This is a genomic window from Streptomyces sp. NPDC046308 (assembly GCF_055588065.1).
Genome location: NZ_JBVJFB010000001.1, coordinates 260358 through 285252, shown reverse-complemented (window position 1 = coordinate 285252; position 24895 = coordinate 260358). Strand labels below are relative to the sequence as shown.

Sequence of the window (24895 nt, the reverse complement as noted above, 5' to 3'; positions counted from 1 at the left end):
ATACGTCTAGGTAACTTTCGGTCAGCGCGTGGCGGGGGAAGGAGGTTCCCGGCGCCGGACCCAGCCCAGGACGAGCACCGACGCGACCGCGGCGAAGGCGCACCAGGTGGAGGCGAATTCCAGCCGCCACAGCGCTGAGCAGGCCAGCGCCCCGGCGGCCAGCACCCCACCGAGGATCCGCAGCCGCCGGTCCCCGGCGAGCAGCAGGGCGCCGAGCGTGGCGAACAGGTAGCCCGTCAGGACGAGCGGCATCCACGGAACATTCACGCCGTAGCCGATGGTGCGGCCCCGGATCTCGGTGGTCACCGGCCGGGTCGCGAGGCAGTACGCGAGCACCGCGGCGGTGGCCAGACCCACGGCCACCGGCCCCCACAGGCGCCGCCGCGTCCCGGGCGCGGCCGCGACCAGCACCCCCACCGGCACCCAGAGCGCCGGCAGCGGCAGGGCGATCGCCGCCCACGCCGTGGCGGCCGCGGAGCAGCCGCCGCCGGAACCCCAGACGGCGGCCTCCACCAGCTGGTGCGCGCCCAGCAGCAGCGGCAGCGCGGCGATCGGCAGATCGCGGGCCCGCCGCACGCGCGCCACGCACACGGCCCCGACGGCGGCGATGACCGTGCCCGCCACCAGATCGGCCGTCGCGCTCCAGCACACGGGGATCAGCCGGACCCGGCCGGGACCTCAGCCAAGCTCCCGCTCCCCCTCCCGCGGCGCTTCGAGCGGCGGGGCCGTCACCGCGCAGAACGTTCGGCACTCCGGGTGGCACGCCTCGGCGGGCGCGGGGGAGCGTACGGTCGCCCAGGACACGGCGGCGCCGGCCACGAACGCCCCGGTGCACCAGAGCATGGCCCGCCCGAAGGCGGCGTCGAACTGGGTCGCCGAGCGGTACGACTCCGGCCCCATTCCGGACAGCAGCGGCAGCGCCGCCACCGCGAGCAGCCCGGCGACGCGCGCCGCCGCGTTGTTGATGCCGCTGGCCAGGCCCGCCCGGCCGGGGTCCACCGAGGCCAGCACGGTCGACGTCAGCGGGGCCACCAGGGCCACCAGGCCCATGCCCATCACGACCATCGCGGGCAGCACGTCCCGTACGTACGAGGCCGAGGGCCCCACCCGCAGCATCAGCAGCGTCCCGGCCGCGCACAGCAGCGGCCCCACCGTCAGCGGGACGCGTGGTCCGATCCGTTCCCCGAGCTCACCCGAGCGGGCCGACAGGAGCAGCATCAGGAGGGTCGTCGGCAGCATCGAGGCCCCGGCGGCCAGCGCCGAGTACCCGGACACCACCTGGAGCTGGAGCACCGCGAGGAAGAAGAACCCGCCGATGGCCCCGTACACGCACAGGGTGACGAGGTTGACCGCGGTGAACTGCCGGGACGCGAAGATGTCCGGCGGCACCATCGGGTCGGGCCGCCGCCGCTCCACGGCGACGAAGGCGACGGCCAGCAGGATCCCGAGCACCGCCGCGACGGTCACCGCCACCGTTCCCGACCGGGCTTCGATCAGCGCGTAGGTGACCAGCCCCAGGGCCGTCGCGCCGAGTACCGCCCCGGCCACGTCGAACCGCCCGTGCGCGTGCGGATCTCGCGATTCCGGTACGTGCCGCAGGGCGACGGGCACGCACACCGCGGCCAACGGCACGTTCAGCAGGAACACCCACCGCCAGCCCGGCCCGTCCACCAGCCAGCCGCCGAGGAACGGTCCCACGGCCGCGCCCACCCCGCCGAACCCCGACCACAGGCCGATCGCCCGCCCCCGGTCTTCGGCCCGGATCGACGCCTGGATCAGGGCCAGGGAGCCGGGCGCCAGCAGCGCCCCGCCGATGCCCTGCAGGGCCCGGGCGGCGATCAGCACGCCGGCGTTCGGCGCGATCCCGCACAGCAGCGAGCCCACCGCGAACCACACCACGCCCAGGACGAAGATCCGGCGCCGCCCGAACCGGTCGCTCAGCGACCCGCCGACCAGGATCAGTCCGGCCAGGGTCAGCAGATAGGCGTTCACCGTCCACTGGAGCACCGCCAGATCCGTGTCGAGGTCCTCCCCGATGCGCGGGAGGGCCACGTTCACCACGGTCCCGTCCAGCATCGCCATGGTCGACCCGAGCACCGTGGTCAGCAGGATCCACCGGCCGCGCGTGGACGCGACAGGGACACCGGCTCCGGAGGGCTCGGCGGGCGCAGTCATGTCTCCAGGCTGGCCCGCGCGGCCGGGAAGGGCCACCGGGAGGGTTTCGGCCATGGCCGGGGCCGGGGCCGGGGGCGGGGGTCGGGCACGGGGGCCGGGGACAGGGGTCGGGGACGGGGCCGGGGACAGGGGTCGCGGACAGGGGTCGGGGGACGGCCCGATCCGACTCAATAGGCCCTCTTGTAATGAGCATGACCTCTCCTTCACCATGACCCGCGCACGTCACGCGCACCCTTCCCGCACAACCCGCACACGGCGTACGAGGAGACAACACGTGGCCCAACGCGACAACCGGCCCTCACGGGCCTTAAGGCCCACAAGGTCGACAAGGCCCGCACGGTCCTTACGCGCGGCGCTCGCCGCCCTCACCTCGGTCCTGCTCCTCCCGCTCGGCGCGGGCGTCGCCGCAGCGGCTCAGGACCCCGGTCCCGGCGCGCCGAGCGCGGCCGAGCGCAAGATCGAACCCAAGCTCCGCGCCCAGCTCGACGGCGCGGCCAAGGCAGTCTTCTGGGTGTACCTCGACAGTGCCGCCGACCTGACCGCCGCGGGGAAGCAGCAGACCCGCGCCGCCAAAGCCGAAACGGTTCTGCGGACCAAGAGGGACCACGCCGCGCGCAGCCAGGCCGGGATCGTCAAGGCCCTGGAAGGCGCCCAGGCCGAGTACACCTCGTACTGGATCGTGAACGCCGTCCGCGTCGTCGGCAGCGAGAAGCTCGCCGGAGCGCTGGCGCAGCGCCCCGAGGTCGCCCGGATCGACGCCGACGACAAGGTCGAGCTCCCCAAGCCCGCGGAGGGCAAGCGGGAGCAGGCCGCCGCAGACGCCGTCGAGTGGAACATCGACCGGATCAAGGCCCCGCAGGTCTGGGACCAGCTCGGTGTCCGCGGCGAGGGCATCGTCGTCGCCAACATCGACAGCGGCGTGGACTACACGCACCCGGCCGTGAACAACCAGTACCGCGGCAAGAAGGCGGACGGCTCGTACGACCACGCCTACAACTGGTTCGACCCGGCGGGCGTCTGCTCCACCGCGGCCCCCTGCGACAACAACGACCACGGCACCCACACGATGGGCACCATGGTCGGCGACGACGGCGGCGCCAACAAGATCGGCGTGGCCCCCGGCGCCAAGTGGATCGCGGCCAAGGGCTGCGAGTCCAACTCCTGCTCCGAGGCCTCCCTGCTCGCCTCCGGCCAGTGGATCGTGGCACCGACCGACCTGAACGGCCAGAACCCCCGGCCCGACCTCGCCCCGCACATCGTCAACAACTCCTGGGGCGGAAGCGGCGGCGACACCTGGTACCAGGAGATCGTGGGCACCTGGCGGGCCGCCGGCATCTTCCCGGCCTTCTCCAACGGAAACGCCGGCCCGGGCTGCTCCACCAGCGGTTCCCCGGGCGACTACGCGAGCTCCTACAGCTCCGGTGCCTTCGACATCAACAACGCGATCGCGTCCTTCTCCTCGCGCGGCGCGGGCCCCGGCGGCATCATCAAGCCGAACATCGCCGCCCCGGGCGTGAACGTCCGCTCCTCCGTACCCGGCGGCGGATACGAGGCCTTCTCCGGCACCTCCATGGCCTCCCCGCACACCGCGGCCGCCGTGGCCCTGCTCTGGTCCGCCGCGCCCACCCTCGAAGGTGACGTCGCGCAGACCGAATCGCTCCTGGACGGCACCGCCCAGGACACCGACAGCAGCCAGTGCGGCGGCACACCCGCCGACAACAACGTCTTCGGCGAGGGCAAGCTCGACGTCCTCGCCGCCGTGAACGCCGCCCCGCGCGGCGCGATCGGCGCTCTCGGCGGCGTCGTCCGCGCCGGCGGCCAGCCGCTCGCGGGCGTCAAGATCACGGCCGACGGCCCGATCGACCGCACCGCGACCACGGGCGCCGACGGCAGCTACGCCTTCCCGTCCCTCTCGGTGGGCGACTACACGCTGACCGCCGCCAAGTTCGGCTACGGGCAGCAGACCGCGACGGCCACGGTGACCGAGAACGCCACCGCCACCGGCGACTTCACCCTCACCCAGGCGCCTTCCGGCAAGCTCACCGGCACCGTCTCCTCGGCCGCCGGACCCGCCGCCGGCGCCTCCGTCGCCATCGCGGACACCCCGGTGACCGCGACCGCCGACGCGCAGGGCCGCTTCGAGGTCACCCTGCCGCACGGCACGTACGACGTGAACGCAACCCACGCCTCCCGCTGTGTCACCGGCGGCACCGCGAAGGTCACCGTCGCCGGTGACGCCACCGTCGCGGTCAACCTCCCCGAGCGCACCGACGGATACGGCTACGCCTGCGCCACCGCCGGCGACCGCCCGTACGCCGAGGGGAGCCGGCAGCTCGCGCTGACCGGCGACAACACCACCGAGCGCGTCGACCTGCCGTTCCCGCTGCCGCTGTACGGCAAGACGTACGGGCAGGCCTGGATCGGCACGAACGGCACCGTCAGCTTCGGCGGCAACAACACCGGTGACATCAACGGGGACATCCCGAGCACGGCCACGCCCAACGCGGCCCTGTACCCGTTCTGGGACGACCTGGTCGTCGGCGCCGCGGGCAGCGGTTCGGGCGTCTTCACCGGCGTCACCGGCACCGCCCCGCACCGCAGTTACGTGATCGAGTGGCGCCAGGTGTCCCACTGGTCCGCGCAGGCCGACAAGTTCTCCTTCTCGGCGGCGATCGGCGAGGACGGCACCGTCTCGTACTCCTACAAGGGCACCGGCGGCACCGGCATCAAGGGCGGCTCCACGGCCACGGTCGGCGTCGAGAACGCGGCCGGCACCGACGCCTTCAAGTACTCGTTCAACACCGCGGTCATCACCGACGGCCTGTCCATCGCCTTCCGGACGACGAAGAGCGGTGTGGTGGCGGGCCGGGTGCTCGACGCGAACGACGGCAACGGCGTCGCGGGCGCCACGGTCACCGTCGGCACCGGCGACGCGGCGGTGTCGGCGACGACGGCGGCGGACGGCGGATACGTCGTCCAGAGCCCGGCGGGCGCGCTCCCCGTCTCGCTCGCGGCGCCCCGGTACGAGTCCGCCACCGCGACGGTCAACGTCAAGGCCGCCGACGTCACGGCGGTGACGCAGTCCCTGCGCACCGGCAAGGTCACGGCGTCCAAGCCGTCCGTGGAAATCGTGCTCCCGGCGAACCAGAAGCGGACGCGGACCCTGGACCTGACCAACCCGGGCCTCGGCACCGCGTTCACGGTCTCCGAGGACGCGGCCTGGCTGACGGCCACGCCGGCCGGCGGTGACCTGCCGACGGGCGGGAAGGTCCCGCTCACCCTGTCGGTGGACACCACCGGGCTCACCCCCGGCACGGTCCTCACCGCGGACCTGAAGATCACCTCGGCGAGCGGCCGGACCCCGGTCCTCACCGTCCCCGTCAAGGCCGTCGTCCCGCGCTACCAGGTCGCCCTGGACGCGGGCTCCACGGCCGCGAGCACGGACGGCCTGGGTGACGCCTGGTCCCCGGACCGCAAGTACACGGCCGGCTCGTACGGCTACCAGGGCAACGGCTCGGTGGAGTCCACCAGCCGCACCATCGCGGGCACGGACGAGCAGCGGCTCTTCCGCAACGCCCGTGAGGGCATGTACGAGTACCGCTTCGACAATGTGCCGAACGGCACCTACACGGTGGAGCTGGGCTTCGCGGAGCTCTCCTCCACCAGGCCGAACAAGCGCGTCTTCGACGTCCTGGCCGAGGGCACCCAGGTCCTGCCCTCCCTGGACATCTCCCTGGAGGCGGGCACCTACAAGGCCGTGACCCGGCAGTACACGGTCACGGTCACGGACGGGGTCCTCAACATCCGCTTCGTCACGCACAGTGGATTCGGCAAGCCCCTGCTGAACAGCCTGCGTGTGACCGACCGGCCGGACAAGAGCTGACGCTCTGAGGGGCGGGGCGCTCACGGGCGCCCCGCCCCTTCGCGTCCCCGCCCCATTCGGGTGGCGGGGGACGCGAATGCGCCACGACGTGCCGGGGGGCCGGGCCGGGCTCGATAACGTGAGGGACCATGACGCTCCTGAGCGACCAGGCAGACGACATCCGGGCTCTCGTCGAGTCCGCCGACCCCGGGGCGGTCTGGGCCGTCGGGGGCGCCGAAGGCGTCCACGCGGGGTCGGCCCCCGCGGACGCGGACTCCGCGAGCACGGGCACGGCGAGCACGAGCGCGGGCGCCGGGGATGCGGGCACGGCTGACGCGGGCACGAGCACCGTGAGCACGGGCGCCGGAGACGTGGGCACGAGCACCGTGAGCACGGGCGCCGGTGACGTGGGCACGAGTGCCGCGAGCACGGGCGCGGGCGCCGGGGACGCGGGCGCAGGGGACGTGGGCACGGGCGACGCGGGAATGGGCGACGCGGGCTTCGACGTCGGCGGCCTCGCCGCCGTCCTCGCGCTGTGGCCGGTCGTGGGCAGCCTCGTCGACGAGGGTGCGATCCACCTGCACACCCCGCTCACCGCCTACGGGGACGCGGCCGCGGCCGGCGCCCCCGCAGGCACCACCGCCCACCACCTGCTCACCCGCCCCGGGGGCACCGCCCTCCTCACCCGCCTCGCCGAACAGGTCTGTGGCAGCCCCCTCGCCGACCTCGCGGCCACCCGCGTCTGGCACCCCCTCGGCATGGCCGGGACCCGGTTCGCCGACGGCACCCTGCGCGCGCCCCTCGCCGACCTCGTCCGCTTCCTGCGCCGCCTCCTCGCCCCGGCGGACACCGACGGCTCCCCGGAGACCGCCCCCGGCATCACCCGCGCCTGGACCAGCGAGTCCCTGCGCATCCGCACCGGCGAACTCACCCCCGCCCGCGGCCTCCTCTGGCACCCCGCCCCGCACGGCGTCTGGGCCCACCACGCCCCGCAGGACGGCGGCCCCGCGCTGTGGGTCTCCCCGCGCCACGGCCGCTGGGCGGTCCTCCTGCCGACCGGGGCCCGCGGCCCGCTGCGCACCACCTTCCGTGAGGCCGTCTTCGCCCCGACTCCGACCAGGTGACGGCCCGTTCCATGCGATGCTGGGTGCCGCCCCACCAGGAGGTCCCGGCCCCGTGAAGAAGACCCGCCCGAGCGGCCGCGACGTGCCCGGGCCGCCGCCCACGCCGTGGGACGAGATCGCGCCCGGCCTGTGGATGGGCGGCCACTACTGGACCGACCCGGCGGGGGAGCTGCACCCCGCGGTGGTGGCCGATGAGTTCGACCTCGTCATCAGCCTCTTCAGCCGCACCGGGCACGGCCCCGGCCCGCGCGCCGAGCACGTCGTGGAGCAGATGCCCGACGCCGAACTCACCGCGGCCCAGCTCCGCACCGTCCAGCGGCTCGCGCGCACCGCCGGACTCGCGCTCGACAGCGGACTCACCACACTGGTCCGCTGCCACTCGGGCTACAACCGGTCCGGCCTCGTCGTCGCCCAGTGCCTCGTCGACCGGGGCCTGCCACCCGCGGAGGCCATCGCGCTCGTACGCCGCCACCGCTCCCCGTGGGCCCTGCACAACGAGACCTTCACCTCGTACCTCACCGCCGGACTGGACACCGCGGCACTGCTCGTCGGGCTCGACCCCATGGCGTAGTCGGGGCGCGGAGTGCGCAGGCGGGACGTACGGTGATGCCGACGTCACCGACCGTTGTCGGTCCGGCTGCGGAGGTACACGGATGCGTACGGTCCAAGGGGTCGCCCTGGACGGGCTCAAGGCCCGGGTTCGGGCCCTCGCCGAGCGGACCGGGCTGCCGGTGCGGTCCGCTCCCGGCACGGTCGGGGTGGCCGGTGGGTCCGCCCGCCGCCGCACCGGGCGCGTCGGTAGGTCGCCCCGCGGCGGGACCCCGCTCGCGGACCGGGGGCCGGCCGGGAAGGGGCTCGGCGCGGAGACCGCCGACCGGCGGACCTTCGTAAAGAAATCGTTTCGGCATACGCCCGCCGCCTCCTCCGCCGCGGCCTCCGCCCCCGTCACCCTCGGCGTCCTCCGCTCCCTCCTGCACGGCCTCGCCCCCGCCCGCCCCCGCCGCCGCCCGGGCGAGGTGCGCGCCTCCGCCGCCGCGCTGCGCGCGCTGCGCGCCCGGCACGGCGACGCCCCCGCCCTCGTACGGACCCGCTCCGGCCGGACGGTCCTCGTCCTCCTCGACCCCCAGGACCTGCGCCGGTTCTACGAGGAACCCGTCAGCGTCCTCGCGGTCGACCCCCCGGCGAAGTGCCGGGGCCTGGACGCGGCGGATCCCGCCGGCACCGGCTGCTCACGGGCCGAACTCCGCACGGAACGGCGGCAGGTCAGCGCCGAGGTGCTGGCCACGGGTCTGCCCGTGCACCCCTCCTGCGACCCCTACCTGGCGGCCGTCGCCGAGGAGGCCCGGCACCTGACCGCCACCGGCACCCTCGACCTCGCCCGCGCCCGGCACGCCGTGAACCGGGCCGCCCGACGGATCGTGCTCGGCGACGCGGCCGCCGCGGACGAGGAGCTCGCCGGCTGGCTCGCCCAACTGAGCGCCGAGAGCAAGGGCCTGCGCGGCGGCCGGGTGCGCACCGCCCGCACCACCCGCTCGGTGCGGGACAAGGCCCACGCCCGCATCCAGGAGTACGCCCGCCACGCCGACGGCGGCACCCTCGTCGGGCGGGCCGCCCGCCACACCGACCCCACCGGCTCCCTGGACCCCGTCGGCGAGGCCGAGCACTGGCTGCTGGCCATGGGCGCCGTCCCCGAGACACTGCTGCGCACCCTGCTGCTGCTCGGCGCGCACCCCGCGGAGCAGGACGCGGCCGCGGCGGAGGCGGCCGCCGAGACCGCCGCCGGCCCGGGCCGGGGCGAACTGCCCCGGCTGCGGGCCTGCGTACGGGAGTCCCTGCGGCTGTACCCGGTGGTGCCCGACCTGATCCGCGTCACCCGGGCCGAGACCGAATGGCGGGGCGTGCGCTACCCGGCCGGCACCTCGGTGCTGCTGCCGGCCGCGTTCCACCAGCGCGACCCCGAACGGGTACCGGCCGCGCACGTGTTCGTGCCCGGCCGGTGGAAGAACCCGCGCGCGGACCAGGACATCCGGATGGCGCCCTTCAGCCATGGCGGCGGCCGCTGCCCGGGCGACCAGCTCGGCCTGATGATCACGGCCGCGCTCTGCGCCGAGGTGCTGCGGGGCCATCGGATCCGGTCCACCCGGCCGGTCCTGGACCCGGTGGGACCGCTGCCCGCGGCGCTCGACCCGTACGGCATCCGGCTCACGCTCACCCGCCGCTGACCGCGCGCACCCGACGCCGCCGCTGCCCCCGCAGCCCGATCCCGCTCGACGTGCGCCCCGCCCGCTGCCCGCTCCCCGAACCTGCCGCAGGCCCCGCAACGTGCCGAAGCCCGCTGCCCGTTCCGGGAACGTGCCGAAGCCCGCTGCCCGTTCCGCGTACTTGCCGAAGCCCGCTGCCCGCTCCACGAACCTGCCGAAGCCCGCCGCACTGGCCGAAGCCTGCCTACCCCCACGAGGATCCCATGCCCGACGCCGCGACCTCCGCGTCCACCGACCCGGACGTCGACCTGCTCGACGCCCCGTGCCGCGCCCTTGCCGAGGCCGCCGACGCGGTCGGCGAGGCCGCCCGCCACGCCTCTGGCCTGGCCTTCGGCGCCCGCCTGCCCGCCGCCGCCCTCGCCCGAGGCGGCAGCGCCCGGCGGGGCTGGCGCACCCTGCTCCGTACGCTGACCGACCCGGCGGGCCTCGGCTGGGCCCCGCGCGGCCGGGGCGTCGCCAGGGCCGGCCGGCTCGCCGGCATCCTGGTGAGCCGGGAGAGCCTGGCCGTCAGCATCGCCGTCTGCGGACTCAAGGCCCGGATCCGGGCCGCGAGCGCGGGCCGTCCCGAACTCGCGGACGATCCCGGCGCGGCGGCGGTGCTGCGGGCCGTGGGGGCGGGCCGACAGGACGAGGCCGTCCGCCTGTTCCGCACGATCATGCGCGACCAGGGCGCCGAGCACGCCTTCGCCCTGCTGGCCCCGTCCTTCGCCGACATCCTCGCCTGGAAGGCCCTGACCGACACCAACCCCTTCAACGACCACGCCGGCTGGCAGGTCGCCACCGGCCGGGCCGAGACCGCCGAACCGCTGCTCGGGCTCGGCGCCGCCTTCTGGGCCCTCTGCGACCGCGGCCAGGGCCTGCCCGAACGGCCCTCGGTGGGGCGCGCTCCCACCCGCCGTCCGGCCAGGCGCCGGGTCGCGGGCCGGCCGCACCGGCCGGCGCCGCGACCGCCGGCCGACGACCTGCGCGGCCACGCCGCCGCCCTGCGCACGCACGCGGCCCGGCTGAGCGCGGCCACCGCCGCGCCGGACTGGCAGGGTCCGCAGACCGAGGCCCTGCGCGCCGAGGTCGCGAACCTGGCGGCCCGTTGCGAGACGGCGGCCGACGGCCTCGCCCTCGCCGCCGCCCAACTGCAGGGCCGACCGCCCGTGCGGCTACACCACCAGTGACAGCAGCAGGACGAAGCCCAGGCCGACCACCGAGATGATCGTCTCCATCACGGACCAGGTCTTGACGGTCTGACCGACGGTCATCCCGAAGTACTCCTTGACCATCCAGAAGCCGGCGTCGTTGACGTGGCTGAAGAACAGCGAGCCCGCCCCGATGACGAGGACCAGCAGAGCGGTCTCCGTGGTGGACATGCCGGCCGCGAGCGGGGCCACGAGGCCGGCCGCCGAGATGGTGGCCACCGTCGCCGAACCCGTCGCCAGGCGGATGGCCACGGCGATGAGCCACGCCAGGAGGAGCGTCGGTATGGCCCAGCCCTTCGACAGGTCCAGGATCATCTGGCCCACGCCCACGTCGATCAGGGTCTGCTTGAAGCCGCCGCCGGCGCCCACGATCAGCAGGATGCCCGCGATCGGGCCCAGGGACTTCTCCACCGTGGCCGACAGCTGCCCCTTGGTGAAGCCGGCCGCCCGGCCGAGGGTGAACATGCCCACCAGTACGGCGGCGAGCAGCGCGATCAGCGGGGAGCCCGCGACGTCGGTCACGCGCTGCACCGGGTTGGCGGGGTCGTTGACCACGATGTCGACCAAGGCCTTGACCAGCATCAGGGCCACCGGCAGCAGCACGGTGAAGACGGTCGCCCCGAACCGGGGGCGGTGCTCCGGGTCGGCCGAGGGGCGCTCCGTGACCAGGCGCTCCGGCGCCGGTATGTCCACCCAGCGCGCCGCGTACCGCGAGAAGAGCGGTCCGGCGATGATCACGGTCGGGACCGCGACGACCACACCGAGCGCGAGCGTGACCCCCAGGTTCGCGTGAAACGCGTCGATGGCGACGAGGGGTCCGGGGTGCGGCGGTATCAGCCCGTGCATCACGGACAGGCCGGCCAGCGCCGGGATGCCGATCCGCAGCAGGGAGTGGTTCCCCCGCTTGGCCACCAGCAGCACCACCGGGATCAGCAGCACGATGCCGACCTCGAAGAAGAGCGGCAGCCCGATCACCGAGGCGATCAGCACCATGGCCCAGGGCATGGCCCGGCCCTTGGCGCGGGCGAGGATCGTGTCCACGATCTCGTCCGCGCCGCCGGAGTCCGCCAGCAGTCGGCCGAGGATCGCGCCGAGGGCGATCAGTACGCCGACTCCCGCGACCGTGGCGCCGAGTCCGGCGGTGAAACTGGCGATGGTCTTGGCCAACGGCGCGCCCGCGAAGACCCCGAGGGCCAGCGAGCCGACCGTCAGGGCGAGGAAGGCGTGCAGCTTGAGACGGGTGATGAGCAGGACGATGACGGCGATGCCCGCGAGGACGGCGATCCCCAGCTGGGTGTTCCCGGCCGAGGTGATCGGACCGGTGCTGGCCGCTGCCAGAGTCTCGACGCTGAGACTGGTCACGGTGACGTTTCTTCCTTGGTTCCGGAGTGAGTGGTACGAGGGTGTGCCGTGTCCGCCTGTGTGCCGTGTCCCGTTGTTTCGTGTCCGGTTGTTTCGTGTCCGGTTGTTTCGTGTTCGGCCGGGCCCAGCCGGCGCAGGGCGGCCAGGGCACGTTCGGTGATCTCTTCGGGGGACCCGGACACGTCGACGACGACACCGGCTTCGCCGTCCTGGAGCGGCTCCAGGGTGGCGAACTGCGAGTCCAGCAGGGTGGTGGGCATGAAGTGGCCCTTGCGGGCCGCCATCCGCTCCTCGACCAGCGGACGCTCACCGGTGAGGTGGACGAAGACCGCTCCGGGAGCCGCGGCCCGCAGCCGGTCGCGGTAGGCGCGCTTGAGCGAGGAGGCGGCGACCACGCCGCCCCGCAGCCCGGCGCAGTCGCGGATCCACTGGCCGATGGCGTCGAGCCACGGCCACCGGTCCGCGTCGTCCAGGGGAGTGCCGGCCGACATCTTGGCGACGTTGGCCGCGGGGTGGAACGCGTCGCCCTCCGCGTACGGGAGGCCGAGCGCCGTCGCGAGCAGCCGGCCCACGGTCGTCTTGCCCGTGCCGGCCACGCCCATCACCACAATGACGCGCTGGGTGCTCACGCCTACCTCGCTGTCCTCGTCGACATCGGTTCGTGCGGCACCACTGAAGCGCATTAAGTAGTACTTATTCAAGAGTCGAGTGGCATACATCGCATCTTTTGCCCACGGGGGTGTGACCGTACGCTTACGTCATGACCACCGAAGGCAGTCTTGGGCAGGGGCTCCACTCCCACGTGCTGGACACCCTCGGGCTCGCGATCACGGCGGGGGAGTACCCGCCGGGCAGCGTCCTGCGCACGGACGAGATCGCCCAACGCTTCGACGCCTCCCGCACGGTGGTACGGGAGGTCGTCCGCGTCCTGGAGTCCATGCACCTGGTCGAGTCCCGCCGCCGGGTCGGCGTGACGGTCCGTCCCACCGACGAGTGGAACGTCTACGACCCGCGCGTGATCCGTTGGCGGCTGGCGGGCACCGACAGGCCCCGGCAGCTGCGGTCCCTCACGGTGCTGCGCTCCGCGATCGAGCCGGTCGCGGCCGGGCTCGCCGCGACCCTGGCCACCCCCGAGCAGTGCGCCGAACTCACCGAGGCGGCCCTCGGGATGGTCCGCACCTCGCGCGGTCATCAGCTCGAGGGCTACCTGCACCACGACATCGCGTTCCACCGCGTCGTCCTGAACGCCTCCGGCAACGAGATGTTCGCGCGGCTCGGGGACGTGGTCGCGGAGGTCCTGACCCGACGCACCGAACACGAGGTGATGTTCCACGACCCCGACCCGGCGGCCGTCACCCTCCACGTCCAGGTGGCCGAGGCGGTACGGGAGCAAGACGCGGCCCGCGCCGAGGCACTGACCCGGCAGATCGCGGTGGGCGCACTGGAGGAGCTGGACGTACTGGCCCCCTAGGGACCGCCGGACGAACCCTGCGGGGCGGGCGGTCCACCGGCGCCGAACCGCCGTGGCGACCCGGACGAGGGCCGGGGTGGAACAGAGGGGGCCGTCGAAAAATGCTCGACATCGATCGCGTGATCGGGGACGCTTCGCGCGATGACCGGAATCCACGACACACCGCCCGCGGGGGACGAGCGCACCCAGCACGCAACCCGTCGTTCACCGTCAACGACGACGTCGAGGTGCCCCATCCCGCATCGGGCGAAGTCTGGACCGTCGGCGCGGTCATCCTCAATCAGGACGGCCAGGCCTTTGCCCAAAAGCGGAGCCCAGACCGTCGCCTGTTCCCCGATACCTGGGACATCGTGGGCGGCCACGTCGAGGCTGGGGAAACGGTTCTCGAGGCTCTCGCACGCGAGGTTGAGGAGGAAACCGGCTGGCGCCTGACCCACGTCCGGCGGTTCCTTGGCACCACGACCTGGACAGGGGACGACGGCGGTGGACTCCGTCACGAGGCCGACTATCTCGTCGAGGTCGACGGCGACTTGGACCACCCCACGCTGGAATGGGCCAAGCACTCTGCCTACGGCTGGTTCGACCCCGACAACCTCGCCCGCCTCAAGGAGAACCGCAGACCCGGAGAGTTCCTGATCCACGACCTCATCGCACGGGCCGTCCGAGACCGCCCGGACAAGCCCTAAGGGGCCCGGCAGTGTGAAGGGGCGACTCTGCACGGTGCTGAGTCGGGGCGCCGGCTACTCGGCGGTGAGTCGGCCGCCGATCCACTGCAGGGCCGGCGGGATCTCGCGGTTCCAGGTGTTGAAGCTGTGCCCTCCGCGGTCGAGCGTGATCGACGAGACGCGGGCCGGATCCTTCACCGCCTTGATGAACTGCTGGGTCGGCTTGAGGTTTTCCTCGCCCTGCAGCGAGGTCGTCACGAGGAACGAGGACGCGCCCTGCGGCCGGTTGGCGAGATGCCACAGCAGGTCGGATCGTTTCTCCTCGTCCTTGTCGCCATGGAAGAGATCGCCGGAGTACTGGTCGATCTCCGGCTTGTAGTCCGCCGAGAGGCCCACCCCGGCGCCGTAGGTCTCCGGATGCTGCACCGTCATCTTCAGGGCGCAGTAACCGCCGGTGGAATCGCCGATGATGCCCCAGTTCCGCGCCGAGCCGCCGACACGGTACGAGCTCGACACGGCCTTGGGGAGGTCCGTGCCGAAGAAGGTCTCGCTCTGGGGGCCGCCGCCCCGGACGTCGACGCACTGGGTGTTCTCGGCCGAGACCGTGGGCCGCATCATCACCAGGATCATCGGCTGCGCCTTCTTCTCCTTGGCCAGGGTCCAGGCGGTCTTCGGGTAGCGCAGCCCCTTCAGCAGGTTCTCCGCCGTGCCCGGGTAACCCGTCAGGACCACGGCCGCGGGGAACATCCGCCGCTCGTTGCCCTTCTGGAAGTACTCCGGCGGCAGGTACACATAGGCCTGGGCGGCCCTCCCGGAGCGCTCGCCGTGCAGGTTCACCTTCTCGATCACACCGCTCACCACCGGATTCCCGCCACCGGGCACGCCCGGAGCCTGGCGCCCCAGCACCTCCACGGCCACCCCGGGGCGCACGGCCTCCTGGCGCGCCCGCCCGGCCAGGTCAGCCCAGGAACCGTAGATCAGCAGGCTGCGGTTGGCCGCGAGCGCGACCGACGCGAACAGGAACACCTGCACCAGGAGGAGCAGTCCCGCGCGCCCCGCCACCCGTGGCGCGCTCGCGCGGGCCAGCCGGGGCCAGAGCCAGACGGTGGCCGCGAACGTCAACGCCGTGCAGAGCACGACACACAACAGGAGCGCACTACTTGTCAGACCCATGGATCAGCGGAACCCTCTACGACGTCTCGATCCGGACCCACCGGTCCAGAGCACCGCCAACCGGTGCGCACCAGGCTAGAGAGCTGCCGGGGCCGAAGCGTTCCACTGGACGCCGACTGGCCTGTGAGATCGTCCTGTCGGCGCGGGGCACGGACGGAGCCGGCGGTCGGAGTCAGCCGCAGCCGCATCCGCCGCACCCACCACATCCCCCGCCGCAGTCTCCGCCGCAGCCACCCGTGGTGGAGTCCGAGTTCTTCGACTCCGCGCGGGCCCGCTCGCGTTCCCGCCTCCTCTCCTCGGCCAGGCGTGCCGCCTCCCGCACGGCCTCGCGGTACGAGCGCCGGGCCGGCTTCCAGCCGCGCAGCCCGTGCCGACGGCGCGGGAGCAGCGAGGCGGCGGTGACGTACGGGACGAGGCGGGTGCCACCCTCGTAGACCGCGCTCTCCAGGATGACCTCGGCCCCCTCGTGCAGGGGTCCGTACTGGACCGCCTCGAAGGGTTCCGCGCGGGCGTCGACGTCGTGGTGGGCCGTGCGCAGGGTCCGTTCGGAGCCGGAGAGGAGGACCCGCCCTCCGGCGAGGACGTCCCGGGCCCGTGCCCGGTGGGCGATCAGGGGAGGCCCGGCCGGGCTGTCGGCGTCCGGGTGGAGCCAGTGGTGTCCGGACCGGGAGATCCGTACGCCGACCAGGAGCGCGGGCTGCGGCCGGCCGTCGAGGCGGCGCGCGGCCAGACGGCGGGCCAGGCCCCGGCCGAGCACGGTGGTACCGGGGACCAGGAGCACGAGGGCGAGGACCTGTAGGCCCCACGGGTCGTAGGGGTGCGCGCTGTGGGAGGCCCGTACTTCGAGGAGGGCGCCGACGGCGACGGCCGCGGCGCCCCCGAGGCAGCAGGCGGAGCCGATGGCGATCCCCGTCAGCCCGCGGCGCCGGTGTGCGCCGGGCAGCGGGTCCGGCAGCGGGAAACGGGCGGGTCCGGCTGCGGCGAGGGCGAGCGCGCGCTGACGGCGGCGGGCGTGGAGGCGGGCCAGCGCCCCGGCGAACGCCCACGCGGCGAGGGCCAGGACCAGGCCGTGGCCGACCGCGCCCGCCGTGTGGTCGGCGGCGGGAAGCGCGCGGGCGGCGTCCACCGCGAGGACGGGTGAGGCCACCAGGGTGGCCACGGGTAAGGAGCGGAACCAGAACGGCAGGGCGATCAGCAGGACGCCCATGGCATAGCCCCGCCAGTCCGCTCCGTGCTCGGGCTCGGCGTCGGCGAGCGCCGCCGGCACGATCGAGAGGACGACCAGCCCGCCGAGGAGCCGGCCTCCGGCGACGGGAGCGAACGCCGCCGGGACGCGGGCGCGGAGCCAGCGCCGGGCGTCGTCGACGCCCCACGCCGTGACCCCGCCCTCCGGTATCGCGGCGGTCGGCACGTGCTTGACGTAGTCGGTCACGGCGCCAGTATGGGAGCGCCGTGCCGCGGCCCAGAAGGGGCGGCCGCGGCACGGAATCGCTACGGCCGCTTCCCGGTCGGCGTCGAGGCGGGAGCGGGGGCGGAGCGAGGTCGGTGCCGCGGCCCGCACCGGGGTCAGGCGTCGAGCACGGCGAGCTCCAGCTCGTCGAGGCGCTCCGGCTCCGCGACGACGTCGATCTCGGTGATCAGGCCGTCCTCGACGGTGAAGCGGAGCACCAGGAACAGTCGTCCCAGCGGGGCCATCGCCAGGCCGACAGCCCCGTTGACGAGGGCGAGTTGCGTGTGCCGCGCCCGCTGCACGGCGGCCATCGCGCCGGTGGCGACGGTGACGGCGCCGGTGAAGAAGAGGGGGGTGGGGGTGGGGCCCACGGCCTTGTCGGCGCGGAGCACCACGTCGGGGTGGAGCAGCGAGACCAGCGCGTCGAAGCTGCCGCCGCGGGTGGCGGCCAGGAAGGCGTCCACGACACGGCGCTGGCGGCTGAGATCGGCCTCGGACACCAGCGGGGCCCCCTTGACCCGGCGGCGGGCGCGGCTCGCGAGCTGGCGGGTCGCGGCCGGGGTCTTCTCGATCAGCGGGGCGATCTCGTCGAAGGGCACGGCGAACAGGTCGTGCAGCACGAAGGCCAGCCGCTCGGCGGGCGCGAGGGTGTCGAGCACCACCAGCAGGGCCAGCCCGACCGAGTCGGCGAGTACCGCCTCCTGCTCGGGGTCGACCGTGTCCTCACGGCTGACGTGGGGGTCGGCGGGGAAGGCCTCGATGGGGTCCTCGCGCCGCGACTCGCGGGAGCGCAGCATGTTCAGGCACACGCGCGACACGACCGTGGTCAGCCAGCCGCCGAGGTTCTCGACCTCGCTGACGTCGGACCGGTCGAGGCGTATCCACGCCTCCTGCACGGCGTCCTCGGCCTCCGCGAGCGAGCCGAGCATCCGGTAGGACACCGCTCTCAGATGAGATCGGTGCTCTTCGAACTGCTCGGTCAAGCCGGAACGGTCGTCCACGGGGGTTACCTTCCTTCCTCACGGCCCACACAGCCCTCACCGCCCTCACAGCGGATCCTCAAAATAGATCATGAGGAAATCAGTGGACGTGAGGGGGGAGTTGGGCCGGCGGCCGGCCACCGGCCGCAGCTGCCGGCCGACTGCTGGATAATGGTGCCGAACAGCAGCAGCACCGCAGACGCCGGGGACACGTGGTGGTCCGGCAGGAGAGGGAGCCCCCGATGGAAGCGCAGCACTTCGAGCGGATCACCGCGTTCATCGAGGCACGGCTCACCCCGCTGTTCGACGCCGAGACGGGCAGCGAGTACGGCTTCGCCATGGACGACACCTCCCGTGCGCTGCGCGCGCTGCGCAACTCCGTCCTGGAGGCGTCCGCCGTCAAGGGCCTCATCGAGCAGCGGGCGACGGCCGAGCCGGCCACGCGCCGCGTCATCGACCAGTCGGTCGAGCACAACTGGGACGTGCTGCGCGGCATCGCCCGCCAGTGGGAGGACCACGCCGACTTCCGCCACGAGTTCAAGCACCACGCGTGGGAGCTCGACCACCACCACGCCGCCGCGGAGGCCTGAGCCCCCCCGGCCCACCGCGGCGGCGGTGTGCGGACGGCGCGTCCGGCGCGGACGGCGCGGACTACGCGTCCGGCGCGTTCGGCGGTGACCGCGCGCAGCCGAGCCGCCGCGGCCGCCGCGTCCGGATCGCCGGCCAACACCCCCTAGCCCGCCGTCTTGCGGGGGGTCGTCTGCTGGACCGCCCAGCCGTTGCCGTCCGGGTCCGAGAAGTAGACGAAGGAACCCCACGGCAAGTCCTGGATCTCCGTCACCTCCACGCCCCGGCCGCGCAGGTCCTCGTACGCCTCCTCGATGTCGGTGACGACGACCTGCATGTTGTCCAGCGACCCCGGGGTCATCCGGGTCAGCCCCTTGCCGATCGCGATCGAGCACGCCGACCCCGGCGGGGTCAGCTGCACGAAGCGGATGTCCTCGCTGACGGTGACGTCGTGGTCGGCGTTGAAGCCGAGCTTCTCGTAGAAGGCCTTGGCCCGGTCGACATCGGTGACGGGGACGGCGACGAGTTCCAGTTTGATGTCCATCACGGCATCATGCGCCCCGGAGCGGTGCCGCCCCGTCGGTTTCCATTCCGGCGGGCGTGTCCGCCGCCGCGAACTGCGTGCGGTACAGCTCCTCGTACCGGCCGCCCGCCGCCAGCAGCTCGGTGTGCGTGCCCCGTTCCACGATCCGGCCGTCCTCGACCACGAGGATCAGGTCCGCCGCCTGTACGGTCGACAGCCGGTGTGCGATCACCACCGCGGTCCGGCCCGCCAGGGCCTCGCCCAGTGCCTCCTGCACCGCCGCCTCCGAGGTGGAGTCCAGGTGCGCGGTGGCCTCGTCGAGGATCACCACCCGCTGCCGGGCCAGCAGCAGCCGCGCGATGGTCAGCCGCTGCCGTTCCCCGCCCGACAGCCGGTAGCCGCGCTCACCGACCACCGTGTCCAGCCCGTCCGGCAGCGAGGCGACCAGCCCGTCGAGGCGCGAGCGCCGCAGGGCCTCCCAGACCTCCTCCTCCGTGGCTTCCGGCCGGGCCAGCAGCAGGTTGGCCCGTACCGACTCGTGGAACAGGTGCCCGTCCTGGGTGACCATGCCGAGGGTCTCGCGGATCGAGTCGGCCGTCAGGTCCCGTACGTCGACCCCGCCGAGGCGCACCGCGCCCGCGTCCGCGTCGTACAGCCGCGGCAGCAGCTGCGCGATCGTCGACTTGCCGGCGCCGGACGAGCCGACCAGCGCGATCATCTGGCCGGGTTCGGCGCGGAAGGACACCTCGTGCAGCACCTGCGTGCCGCCCCGGGCGTCGAGGGTGGCGACCTCCTCCAGGGAGGCGAGCGAGACCTTGTCGGCGGCGGGGTAGCCGAAGGAGACCCGGTCGAACTCCACGGTCACCGGCCCCTCCGGCACCCGGCGGGCGTCCGGCTTCTGCGCGATGAGCGGCTTCAAGTCGAGGATCTCGAAGACCCGCTCGAAGCTCACCATCGCGCTCATCACCTCGACGCGGGCGCCGGCGAGCGCGGTCAGCGGGGCGTACAGCCGGGTCAGCAGCAGGGCGAGCGCGACGACGGAACCGGCGTCCAGGGTCCCGCGCAGGGCGTAGTACCCGCCGAGTCCGTAGACGAGCGCGAGGGCCAGGGCCGAGACCAGGGTGAGGGCCGTGATGAAGGCCGACTGGGCCATCGCCGTACGGATCCCGATGTCCCGCACCCGCGCCGCCCGGCGCGCGAACTCCGCGGACTCGTCGGCGGGCCGGCCGAACAGCTTGACCAGCGTGGCGCCGGGGGCGGAGAACCGCTCGGTCATCTGGGTGCCCATCGCGGCGTTCAGCGCGGAGGCCTCCCGCTGCATCGCCGCCATCCGCGCCCCCATCCGGCGGGCCGGCAGCACGAACACCGGCAGCAGCACCAGCGCCAGCAGGGTGATCTGCCAGGAGATGCTCAGCATCACGGTGAGGGTCAGCAGCAGGGTCACGGTGTTGGCGACCACCCCCGACAGGGTGTTGCTGAAAGCCCGTTGGGCGCCGATCACGTCGTTGTTCAGCCGGCTGACCAGGGCTCCCGTCCGGGTGCGGGTGAAGAACGCGACAGGCATCCGCTGCACGTGGTCGAAGACCGCCGTCCGCAGATCCAGGATCAGCCCCTCGCCGAGGGTCGCGGAGAGCCGGCGGGTCAGCAGCCCCAGCCCGGCCTCCGCGACCGCGATCAGCGCGATGAGCAGGGCGAGCCGGGTGACGGCCGCGCCGTCCCGGCCGTCGACGATGGCGGTGACGACCCGGCTCGCGAGCACCGGGGTGGCCACCGCGAGCAGCGCGGTCACCACGCTCAGCAGGAGGAAGAGGGTGAGCCCGCGCCGGTGCGGGCGGGCGAAGGCGGCGACGCGGCGCAGGCCGGCCCGGGAGAGCGGGCGACGGTCCTGCTGGGCGTTGATCGCGCTGTGCAGCGAGGTCCAGGCGGTGACTTCCATGTCCATGACCGGAACGCTAGGACCTCAACTTGACCTGAGGTCAAGGGTTCGGTGCCGGACCGCCCGCAGGTGTCGCCAACTCCATTCCGTACGAGGGATTTTCGTCTTCCGTGTCCACTGTCGGTGGCCGGTGGCATCATCGGTTCATGACGCAGGGATCCGAGTCCGTACGCTTCGGCAAGCGAACCGCCGACACCGTCCTGCAACGCTTCGAGCAGTGGGCCCGGGACACCCCCGGGGCATACGCCCTCATCGCCGGCCCCGAGAGCCTCACCTACGGGCAACTGGACGAGCGGGCCGACAGGCTGGCACACCGTCTGCTCGTCTCCGGCCTGCCGCCCGGCGGCCTCGTCGCCGTCGGCACCACCCGGCAGGCCGAGCTGGTCGTCGCCCTCCTCGCCGTCCTCAAGGCCGGCGGGACGTACGTCGTCGTCGACGCCGAGACCCCGCTCACCGGGCAGCGCCAGCTCACCGCGGCCGAGCCCTTCGTCCTGCTCACCCATCCCGCCCACCGGGCCGCCCTCGACAACGGCAGCGGCCTGAAGGTGATCCGCCTCGGCGCGGAGGCCGGCGCGATCGCCGGACAGCGCGGGGAGCCGGCGCAACAGCCCGAGGCGCCCGCGCTGCCGCAGGCTCCGGCGCCCGGCCGCAGCGCCGCCCTGCTGTTCACCGGGGCGGCCGAGCCGCGCGCCGTCCCGGTCAGCCACGGCCTGCTGCTCGCCGCACACGACAGCTGGGCCGAGGTGGCCCGGCTCACCCCCGCGGACCGGCACCTGATCACAGCCGGTACGGACGTCACCGCCTTCGCCGCGGGCTGGACCGGCGCCCTGTGCTCGGGCGGCGCCCTCGTCCTTCCCCGACGGTCCCCCTGGCAGCCCGAGGACATCCGTGCGGCGGTGGAGGACGAGCACGTCACCGTCCTGTACACCGGCCCGGCCACCGCCCTCGACCTGCTGAAGGGGGAGGAGGGGCCGGGCACCGCCTACCGTACGCTGCGGCTGCTCGCCGTCTCCGGCGACCGGCTCTACCTCGACGACCAGGCGGCCCTGCAGGTCCTGCTCCGGCCCGGCGCCCGGGTGCTGAACGTCTACGGGCTCGCGGAGAGCGCGGGCACCGGCGCCTGGTTCGAACTGCCGCAGCTGCCCCGCCCGCTCGACGACCCGGAGGAGCTCTCCCTGCTCGGCACCCCCTTCCCGGGCCACCGCGTCGAGGTCCGCGACGGGCAGATCCACCTCACCCCGCCCGGTGCCGGCGACGCGATACCGACCGGCGACCTGGGCCTGCTCCGCGAGGACGGACTGCTGGAGTTCGGTGGCCGGCTCGGGGACCGCATCACCCTGCCCGGCGGACGCTCCGTCCACCCCTACCCGATCGAGTCCGCGATCCGCGGCCACGAGGGCATCGGCTCGGTGATCGTGAACGGGGTCGACAGCGTACGCGGCCCGCGCCGCCTCGTCGCCTACGTCGCCCCGCCCGTCGGCGGTTCCTCCGTACGCCCGGCCGCCCTGCTGCCCGACGTCGAGGAGCTCCGCGAGCACCTGTCGGGGAAGGTGCTGAGGGAGGAGATGCCGCGCACCGTGATCCGGCTGCGCGCCCTGCCCCGCAACCGGGCGGGCCGGGAGGACCGGGCCGCCCTGCCGCTGCCCGTCCTGCCCGCCACCGCGCCGAAGAGGAGCGCCGGGGCGGCCTCGTCGGGCAAGTACGGGGCCGGCCCGGTGGGAGAATCGTTCCCCGCCTCCTGCGCGGGCGGCTGCGGGGGAGTCCTGGGCTTCGTCGCCTTGATCCTCACGAACCTCTTCTGGCCGGGATCGACCGACCTCACCGGGGTGCCGCAGCCCTGGGCGTCCCTCTTCGCCGTCCTCTACCTGTTCGAGTGCGCCGCCTTCGGTCTCGGGGTGGTCTTCCTCTTCGGGGGCCGCGCCCGCATGCGGAGCCGGGGCCGCGGCCGCCGCATCACCGCCGCGGCCCACGTGGCGGTGTCCTATCTCCTCCTGGCCTGGTGGCCGCAGGACAACCTCTACCGGCTGGCGGCCAAGCAGGACTGGCCGCGGCAGGCCGCGCTCGTCTACTCCTTCAACATCCCCCTGATGATCGCGGGAGGCGTCGTCGCCGCCTACCTCGTCGCGAAACCGGCCGATCCGTTCGACTTCGACGAGGACGACGACTGAGACGACGACTGAGCGGTCGGGGGCCCGCGGGCGGCCGGGCTATCGGGTGAGCGTGCCGAAGTCCGCGCCGACCGCGCGGGCCGCGGCGCGTACCAGGGCCTCGGCCGCGTCCAGCGCTTCCCTGTCGTGCGCGGCCACCAGGACGCCCAGCCAGGGATCCGGTTCGAACGCCCCCGTGGGGATGGCCGGGACGAACACGGCCCCCAGCTCCGCGCAGCCCCGGGCCAGGCCCGCGCACAGCTCGTCACACTGGGCCTCCGGCAGCCGGGCGCCGAGCTCCACCCGGTCGGCGATCCGTACGAGGTGCCCCGCGCCGCGCAGCACGTCGAGCCGGGCGGCCACCATGAAGGCGACGGACGGTCCCGTCAGCCGCAGGTTCGTCTCGGTCGGTGCGAGCCGGCCGGCGCCGTCGGCGACGAAGTCCACGTCGAACCAGCCCCGGTAGCCGGACTCCGCCAGTTCCCGGCCCACCGCCGCCCCGAAGGCGGCGAGCGGCTCCTGCGCCCACGCGGGCACCACTCCGGGGCCGACCGTGGCGCCCTGATAGCAGCCGTCCGTCACGTCCATCACCGCCCCGCCGACCTCGTGCACCTGCCCGGAGTCGTCCACGAAGCCGTCGTAGGTGAGATCGCGCGGCCCCTCGCCCTCGGCCGGACCGGCCACGTACTCCTCCACCAGCAGCGGCCCGCGCGGCAGCCGCCGCAGTACGGCGCGGGCCCCACCCGCGGCCCGGACCCGGCCGGGGGTGACCACCGTGGTGCCCGAACCCCCGACGCCGTGCTCCGATTTCAGAACAGTGCTCTGGCCCGCCCTGGTCCGGGCCGCCAGCAGCCGGGCCGCCGCCCACCGGCCGGCCGGCCGCCATTGTCCGGGCAGCACGATCCCGGGATGCCCGCCGTCCGCCAGGACCCGCCCGAACAGCGCGTGCGCCGCGGACTTCGACTCGTAGCGCAGCTCCCCCTCCCGCCACGGCCGGCCCGCGAGCCGTCCGAACGGCCGGGTCCGTCCCCACGGTACGAGGGGCAGCCCGGCACCGGTCAGCAGCGCGGCCAGCGCCGGCCGGCCCCGTACGGCATCGCACAGTCCGGGATCCCCTTCCGCCAGACCGTCGTACACCTCGACCTCCGACCAGCCCAGCTGGCGGCCGACCAGCTCGGTCCAGCCCTTCGGGACGGGCCGGGGCAGGACCAGGGCGGCCGGGTCCGGACTGTAGAAGGCGGCCAGGCAGGCGTAGTGGTGCGCGGCCGCCTGATCGCGGTCGAGGGAGGCGTCGGCGAACTGCGCGTTGAACTCCGCCACGTTGCCCACGTGCACCGCCCGCCCGCCCCCGGTCCACGCCCGCGCCCAGCCGGCGAGCTCGACGGGAACCGCCTCGAACCGCACCAGGGCCGTCGCCTCCGCCGCGTCCGCCGGAGCCGTCGCCGCCGCCGCGTCCACCGGAGCCGTCGTGTCCGTCGCGTATACCGGAGCCGTGGCCGCCGCGTCCGCCGGAGCCGTCGTGTCCGTCGCGTCCGTCGGACCGGTCACCGCGACCGCCCCCATCGCCCGGTAGAACCCGGCCGCGTGCGGATCGGCGTCGATCACCAGCCTGCGCACCCCCAGCTCCACGGCCCGGCGCAGCACGTCCCGGTACAGCAGCCGCCCCACGCCCTGCCCGATCGCCGACGGTTCGACGAAGAGCAGTCCCAACGCGGCCAGCGGGGGAGCCCCCTCCAGGGAGGCGACCCCGAGGATCTCCCCCCGCCCGTTCTCGGCCACGACGATCCTGCGGGCCGTCACCTCACCGGGGCCTATCCGCAGTTCCGGCGCGCACGCGGCGAGGAAGCCGGCGTCGTACCCCCAGTGCGCCTTGGACCGCATGACCAGCTCGGTCAGAGCCCCCGCCTCGGCCGGCCGCGCGGCCCTGACCTTTACCATTTCCTGATCTCCCCATGGTCCGACGCAAGGCCGTGCGATAGATTCGGCCTCCCCACGGCACATACTTTCCC

The 24895-nt window shown here is 74.0% G+C and carries 18 protein-coding genes and 1 pseudogene; 9 read left to right on the top strand and 10 right to left on the bottom strand.

Annotation, left to right across the window (positions count from 1 at the left end; translation table 11 throughout):
* Window positions 1-21: 21 nt before the first annotated feature.
* Both ACZ6JT_RS01290 and ACZ6JT_RS01285 read right to left on the bottom strand, forming a co-directional pair.
* On the bottom strand, window positions 22-651 hold the full coding sequence (locus tag ACZ6JT_RS01290) for a DUF6629 family protein (RefSeq protein ID WP_469205951.1): 630 nt from the start codon (window positions 649-651) through the stop codon (window positions 22-24).
* Window positions 652-678: 27 nt separating this feature from the next.
* Window positions 679-2175 carry an MFS transporter gene (locus ACZ6JT_RS01285; RefSeq protein WP_469205950.1) on the bottom strand — a complete coding sequence of 499 codons (1497 nt, stop codon included), beginning with the start codon at window positions 2173-2175 and terminating at the stop codon, window positions 679-681.
* 274 nt (window positions 2176-2449) lie between these two features.
* Here ACZ6JT_RS01285 and ACZ6JT_RS01280 point away from each other — a divergent pair, with 274 nt between their 5' ends.
* The 5 genes from ACZ6JT_RS01280 to ACZ6JT_RS01260 all read left to right on the top strand — a co-directional run bounded on the left by ACZ6JT_RS01280 (window position 2450) and on the right by ACZ6JT_RS01260 (window position 10591).
* A complete protein-coding gene (locus ACZ6JT_RS01280) occupies window positions 2450-6058 on the top strand; it encodes a S8 family serine peptidase (protein ID WP_469205948.1) in 3609 nt (1202 codons plus the stop codon).
* Window positions 6059-6186: 128 nt separating this feature from the next.
* On the top strand, window positions 6187-7161 hold the full coding sequence (locus tag ACZ6JT_RS01275) for a serine hydrolase domain-containing protein (RefSeq protein ID WP_469205946.1): 975 nt from the start codon (window positions 6187-6189) through the stop codon (window positions 7159-7161).
* Window positions 7162-7213: 52 nt separating this feature from the next.
* A complete protein-coding gene (locus ACZ6JT_RS01270; RefSeq protein ID WP_469205944.1) occupies window positions 7214-7732 on the top strand; it encodes a protein-tyrosine phosphatase family protein in 519 nt (172 codons plus the stop codon).
* An 82-nt stretch (window positions 7733-7814) separates the two neighbouring features.
* Window positions 7815-9383 (top strand): cytochrome P450, encoded by a 1569-nt coding sequence (locus tag ACZ6JT_RS01265; protein ID WP_469205942.1) that lies wholly within the window; start codon window positions 7815-7817, stop codon window positions 9381-9383.
* 242 nt (window positions 9384-9625) lie between these two features.
* On the top strand, window positions 9626-10591 hold the full coding sequence (locus ACZ6JT_RS01260; RefSeq protein WP_469205940.1) for a hypothetical protein: 966 nt from the start codon (window positions 9626-9628) through the stop codon (window positions 10589-10591).
* Here the strand turns inward: ACZ6JT_RS01260 and ACZ6JT_RS01255 are convergent.
* Both ACZ6JT_RS01255 and ACZ6JT_RS01250 read right to left on the bottom strand, forming a co-directional pair.
* On the bottom strand, window positions 10577-11974 hold the full coding sequence (locus ACZ6JT_RS01255; RefSeq protein ID WP_469205938.1) for a GntT/GntP/DsdX family permease: 1398 nt from the start codon (window positions 11972-11974) through the stop codon (window positions 10577-10579). The genes ACZ6JT_RS01260 and ACZ6JT_RS01255 overlap by 15 nt on opposite strands.
* Before the next feature lie 125 nt (window positions 11975-12099).
* Window positions 12100-12603 (bottom strand): annotated as a pseudogene (locus ACZ6JT_RS01250) (gluconokinase); the annotation flags it as partial.
* Window positions 12604-12734: 131 nt separating this feature from the next.
* On the opposite strand from ACZ6JT_RS01250, the gene ACZ6JT_RS01245 reads away from it, so the two are divergent.
* Both ACZ6JT_RS01245 and ACZ6JT_RS01240 read left to right on the top strand, forming a co-directional pair.
* The gene (locus ACZ6JT_RS01245) at window positions 12735-13445 is read left to right on the top strand and encodes a FadR/GntR family transcriptional regulator (protein WP_469205936.1); all 711 of its coding nucleotides are present in this window, start codon (window positions 12735-12737) and stop codon (window positions 13443-13445) included.
* Window positions 13446-13546: 101 nt separating this feature from the next.
* Complete coding sequence (locus ACZ6JT_RS01240) at window positions 13547-14131, top strand: NUDIX hydrolase (protein ID WP_469205934.1); 585 nt, start codon at window positions 13547-13549, stop codon at window positions 14129-14131.
* 54 nt (window positions 14132-14185) lie between these two features.
* Here ACZ6JT_RS01240 and ACZ6JT_RS01235 read toward each other — a convergent pair whose 3' ends face one another.
* The 3 genes from ACZ6JT_RS01235 to ACZ6JT_RS01225 form a co-directional block, all read right to left on the bottom strand.
* Complete coding sequence (locus tag ACZ6JT_RS01235) at window positions 14186-15283, bottom strand: alpha/beta hydrolase (protein WP_469205932.1); 1098 nt, start codon at window positions 15281-15283, stop codon at window positions 14186-14188.
* Between the two features lie 172 nt (window positions 15284-15455).
* Complete coding sequence (locus tag ACZ6JT_RS01230) at window positions 15456-16715, bottom strand: hypothetical protein (protein WP_469205930.1); 1260 nt, start codon at window positions 16713-16715, stop codon at window positions 15456-15458.
* Between the two features lie 134 nt (window positions 16716-16849).
* Window positions 16850-17734, bottom strand: a complete 885-nt coding sequence (locus ACZ6JT_RS01225) for a sigma-70 family RNA polymerase sigma factor (RefSeq protein WP_469205928.1) — start codon at window positions 17732-17734, stop codon at window positions 16850-16852.
* Between the two features lie 221 nt (window positions 17735-17955).
* Between ACZ6JT_RS01225 and ACZ6JT_RS01220 the strand changes: the two genes are divergently transcribed.
* Window positions 17956-18303 carry a hypothetical protein gene (locus tag ACZ6JT_RS01220; RefSeq protein WP_365470406.1) on the top strand — a complete coding sequence of 116 codons (348 nt, stop codon included), beginning with the start codon at window positions 17956-17958 and terminating at the stop codon, window positions 18301-18303.
* 143 nt (window positions 18304-18446) lie between these two features.
* Here the strand turns inward: ACZ6JT_RS01220 and ACZ6JT_RS01215 are convergent, their stop codons facing one another.
* Together ACZ6JT_RS01215 and ACZ6JT_RS01210 are read right to left on the bottom strand one after the other, a co-directional pair.
* A complete protein-coding gene (locus tag ACZ6JT_RS01215; RefSeq protein WP_030721658.1) occupies window positions 18447-18824 on the bottom strand; it encodes a VOC family protein in 378 nt (125 codons plus the stop codon).
* 7 nt (window positions 18825-18831) lie between these two features.
* Window positions 18832-20745: an ABC transporter ATP-binding protein gene (locus tag ACZ6JT_RS01210; RefSeq protein WP_469205925.1), complete on the bottom strand. Its 1914-nt coding sequence runs from the start codon at window positions 20743-20745 to the stop codon at window positions 18832-18834.
* Window positions 20746-20885: 140 nt separating this feature from the next.
* Here ACZ6JT_RS01210 and ACZ6JT_RS01205 point away from each other — a divergent pair, with 140 nt between their 5' ends.
* On the top strand, window positions 20886-22907 hold the full coding sequence (locus ACZ6JT_RS01205) for an AMP-binding protein (protein WP_469205923.1): 2022 nt from the start codon (window positions 20886-20888) through the stop codon (window positions 22905-22907).
* A gap of 39 nt (window positions 22908-22946) precedes the next feature.
* Here the strand turns inward: ACZ6JT_RS01205 and ACZ6JT_RS01200 are convergent, their stop codons facing one another.
* On the bottom strand, window positions 22947-24824 hold the full coding sequence (locus ACZ6JT_RS01200) for a GNAT family N-acetyltransferase (protein ID WP_469205921.1): 1878 nt from the start codon (window positions 24822-24824) through the stop codon (window positions 22947-22949).
* Window positions 24825-24895 lie beyond the last annotated feature (71 nt).

Excerpts from the sequence above, each read along its gene's own strand:
- ACZ6JT_RS01265 (WP_469205942.1), top strand. The coding sequence starts at position 7,815 with ATGCGTACGGTCCAAGGGGTCGCCCTGGACGGGCTCAAGGCCCGGGTT.
- ACZ6JT_RS01235 (WP_469205932.1), bottom strand. The coding sequence starts at position 15,283 with ATGGGTCTGACAAGTAGTGCGCTCCTGTTGTGTGTCGTGCTCTGCACG.
- ACZ6JT_RS01200 (WP_469205921.1), bottom strand. The coding sequence starts at position 24,824 with ATGGTAAAGGTCAGGGCCGCGCGGCCGGCCGAGGCGGGGGCTCTGACC.
- ACZ6JT_RS01260 (WP_469205940.1), top strand. The coding sequence starts at position 9,626 with ATGCCCGACGCCGCGACCTCCGCGTCCACCGACCCGGACGTCGACCTG.
- ACZ6JT_RS01275 (WP_469205946.1), top strand. The coding sequence starts at position 6,187 with ATGACGCTCCTGAGCGACCAGGCAGACGACATCCGGGCTCTCGTCGAG.
- ACZ6JT_RS01240 (WP_469205934.1), top strand. The coding sequence starts at position 13,547 with ATGCTCGACATCGATCGCGTGATCGGGGACGCTTCGCGCGATGACCGG.
- ACZ6JT_RS01210 (WP_469205925.1), bottom strand. The coding sequence starts at position 20,745 with ATGGACATGGAAGTCACCGCCTGGACCTCGCTGCACAGCGCGATCAAC.
- ACZ6JT_RS01215 (WP_030721658.1), bottom strand. The coding sequence starts at position 18,824 with ATGGACATCAAACTGGAACTCGTCGCCGTCCCCGTCACCGATGTCGAC.
- ACZ6JT_RS01220 (WP_365470406.1), top strand. The coding sequence starts at position 17,956 with ATGGAAGCGCAGCACTTCGAGCGGATCACCGCGTTCATCGAGGCACGG.
- ACZ6JT_RS01245 (WP_469205936.1), top strand. The coding sequence starts at position 12,735 with ATGACCACCGAAGGCAGTCTTGGGCAGGGGCTCCACTCCCACGTGCTG.
- ACZ6JT_RS01205 (WP_469205923.1), top strand. The coding sequence starts at position 20,886 with ATGACGCAGGGATCCGAGTCCGTACGCTTCGGCAAGCGAACCGCCGAC.
- ACZ6JT_RS01285 (WP_469205950.1), bottom strand. The coding sequence starts at position 2,175 with ATGACTGCGCCCGCCGAGCCCTCCGGAGCCGGTGTCCCTGTCGCGTCC.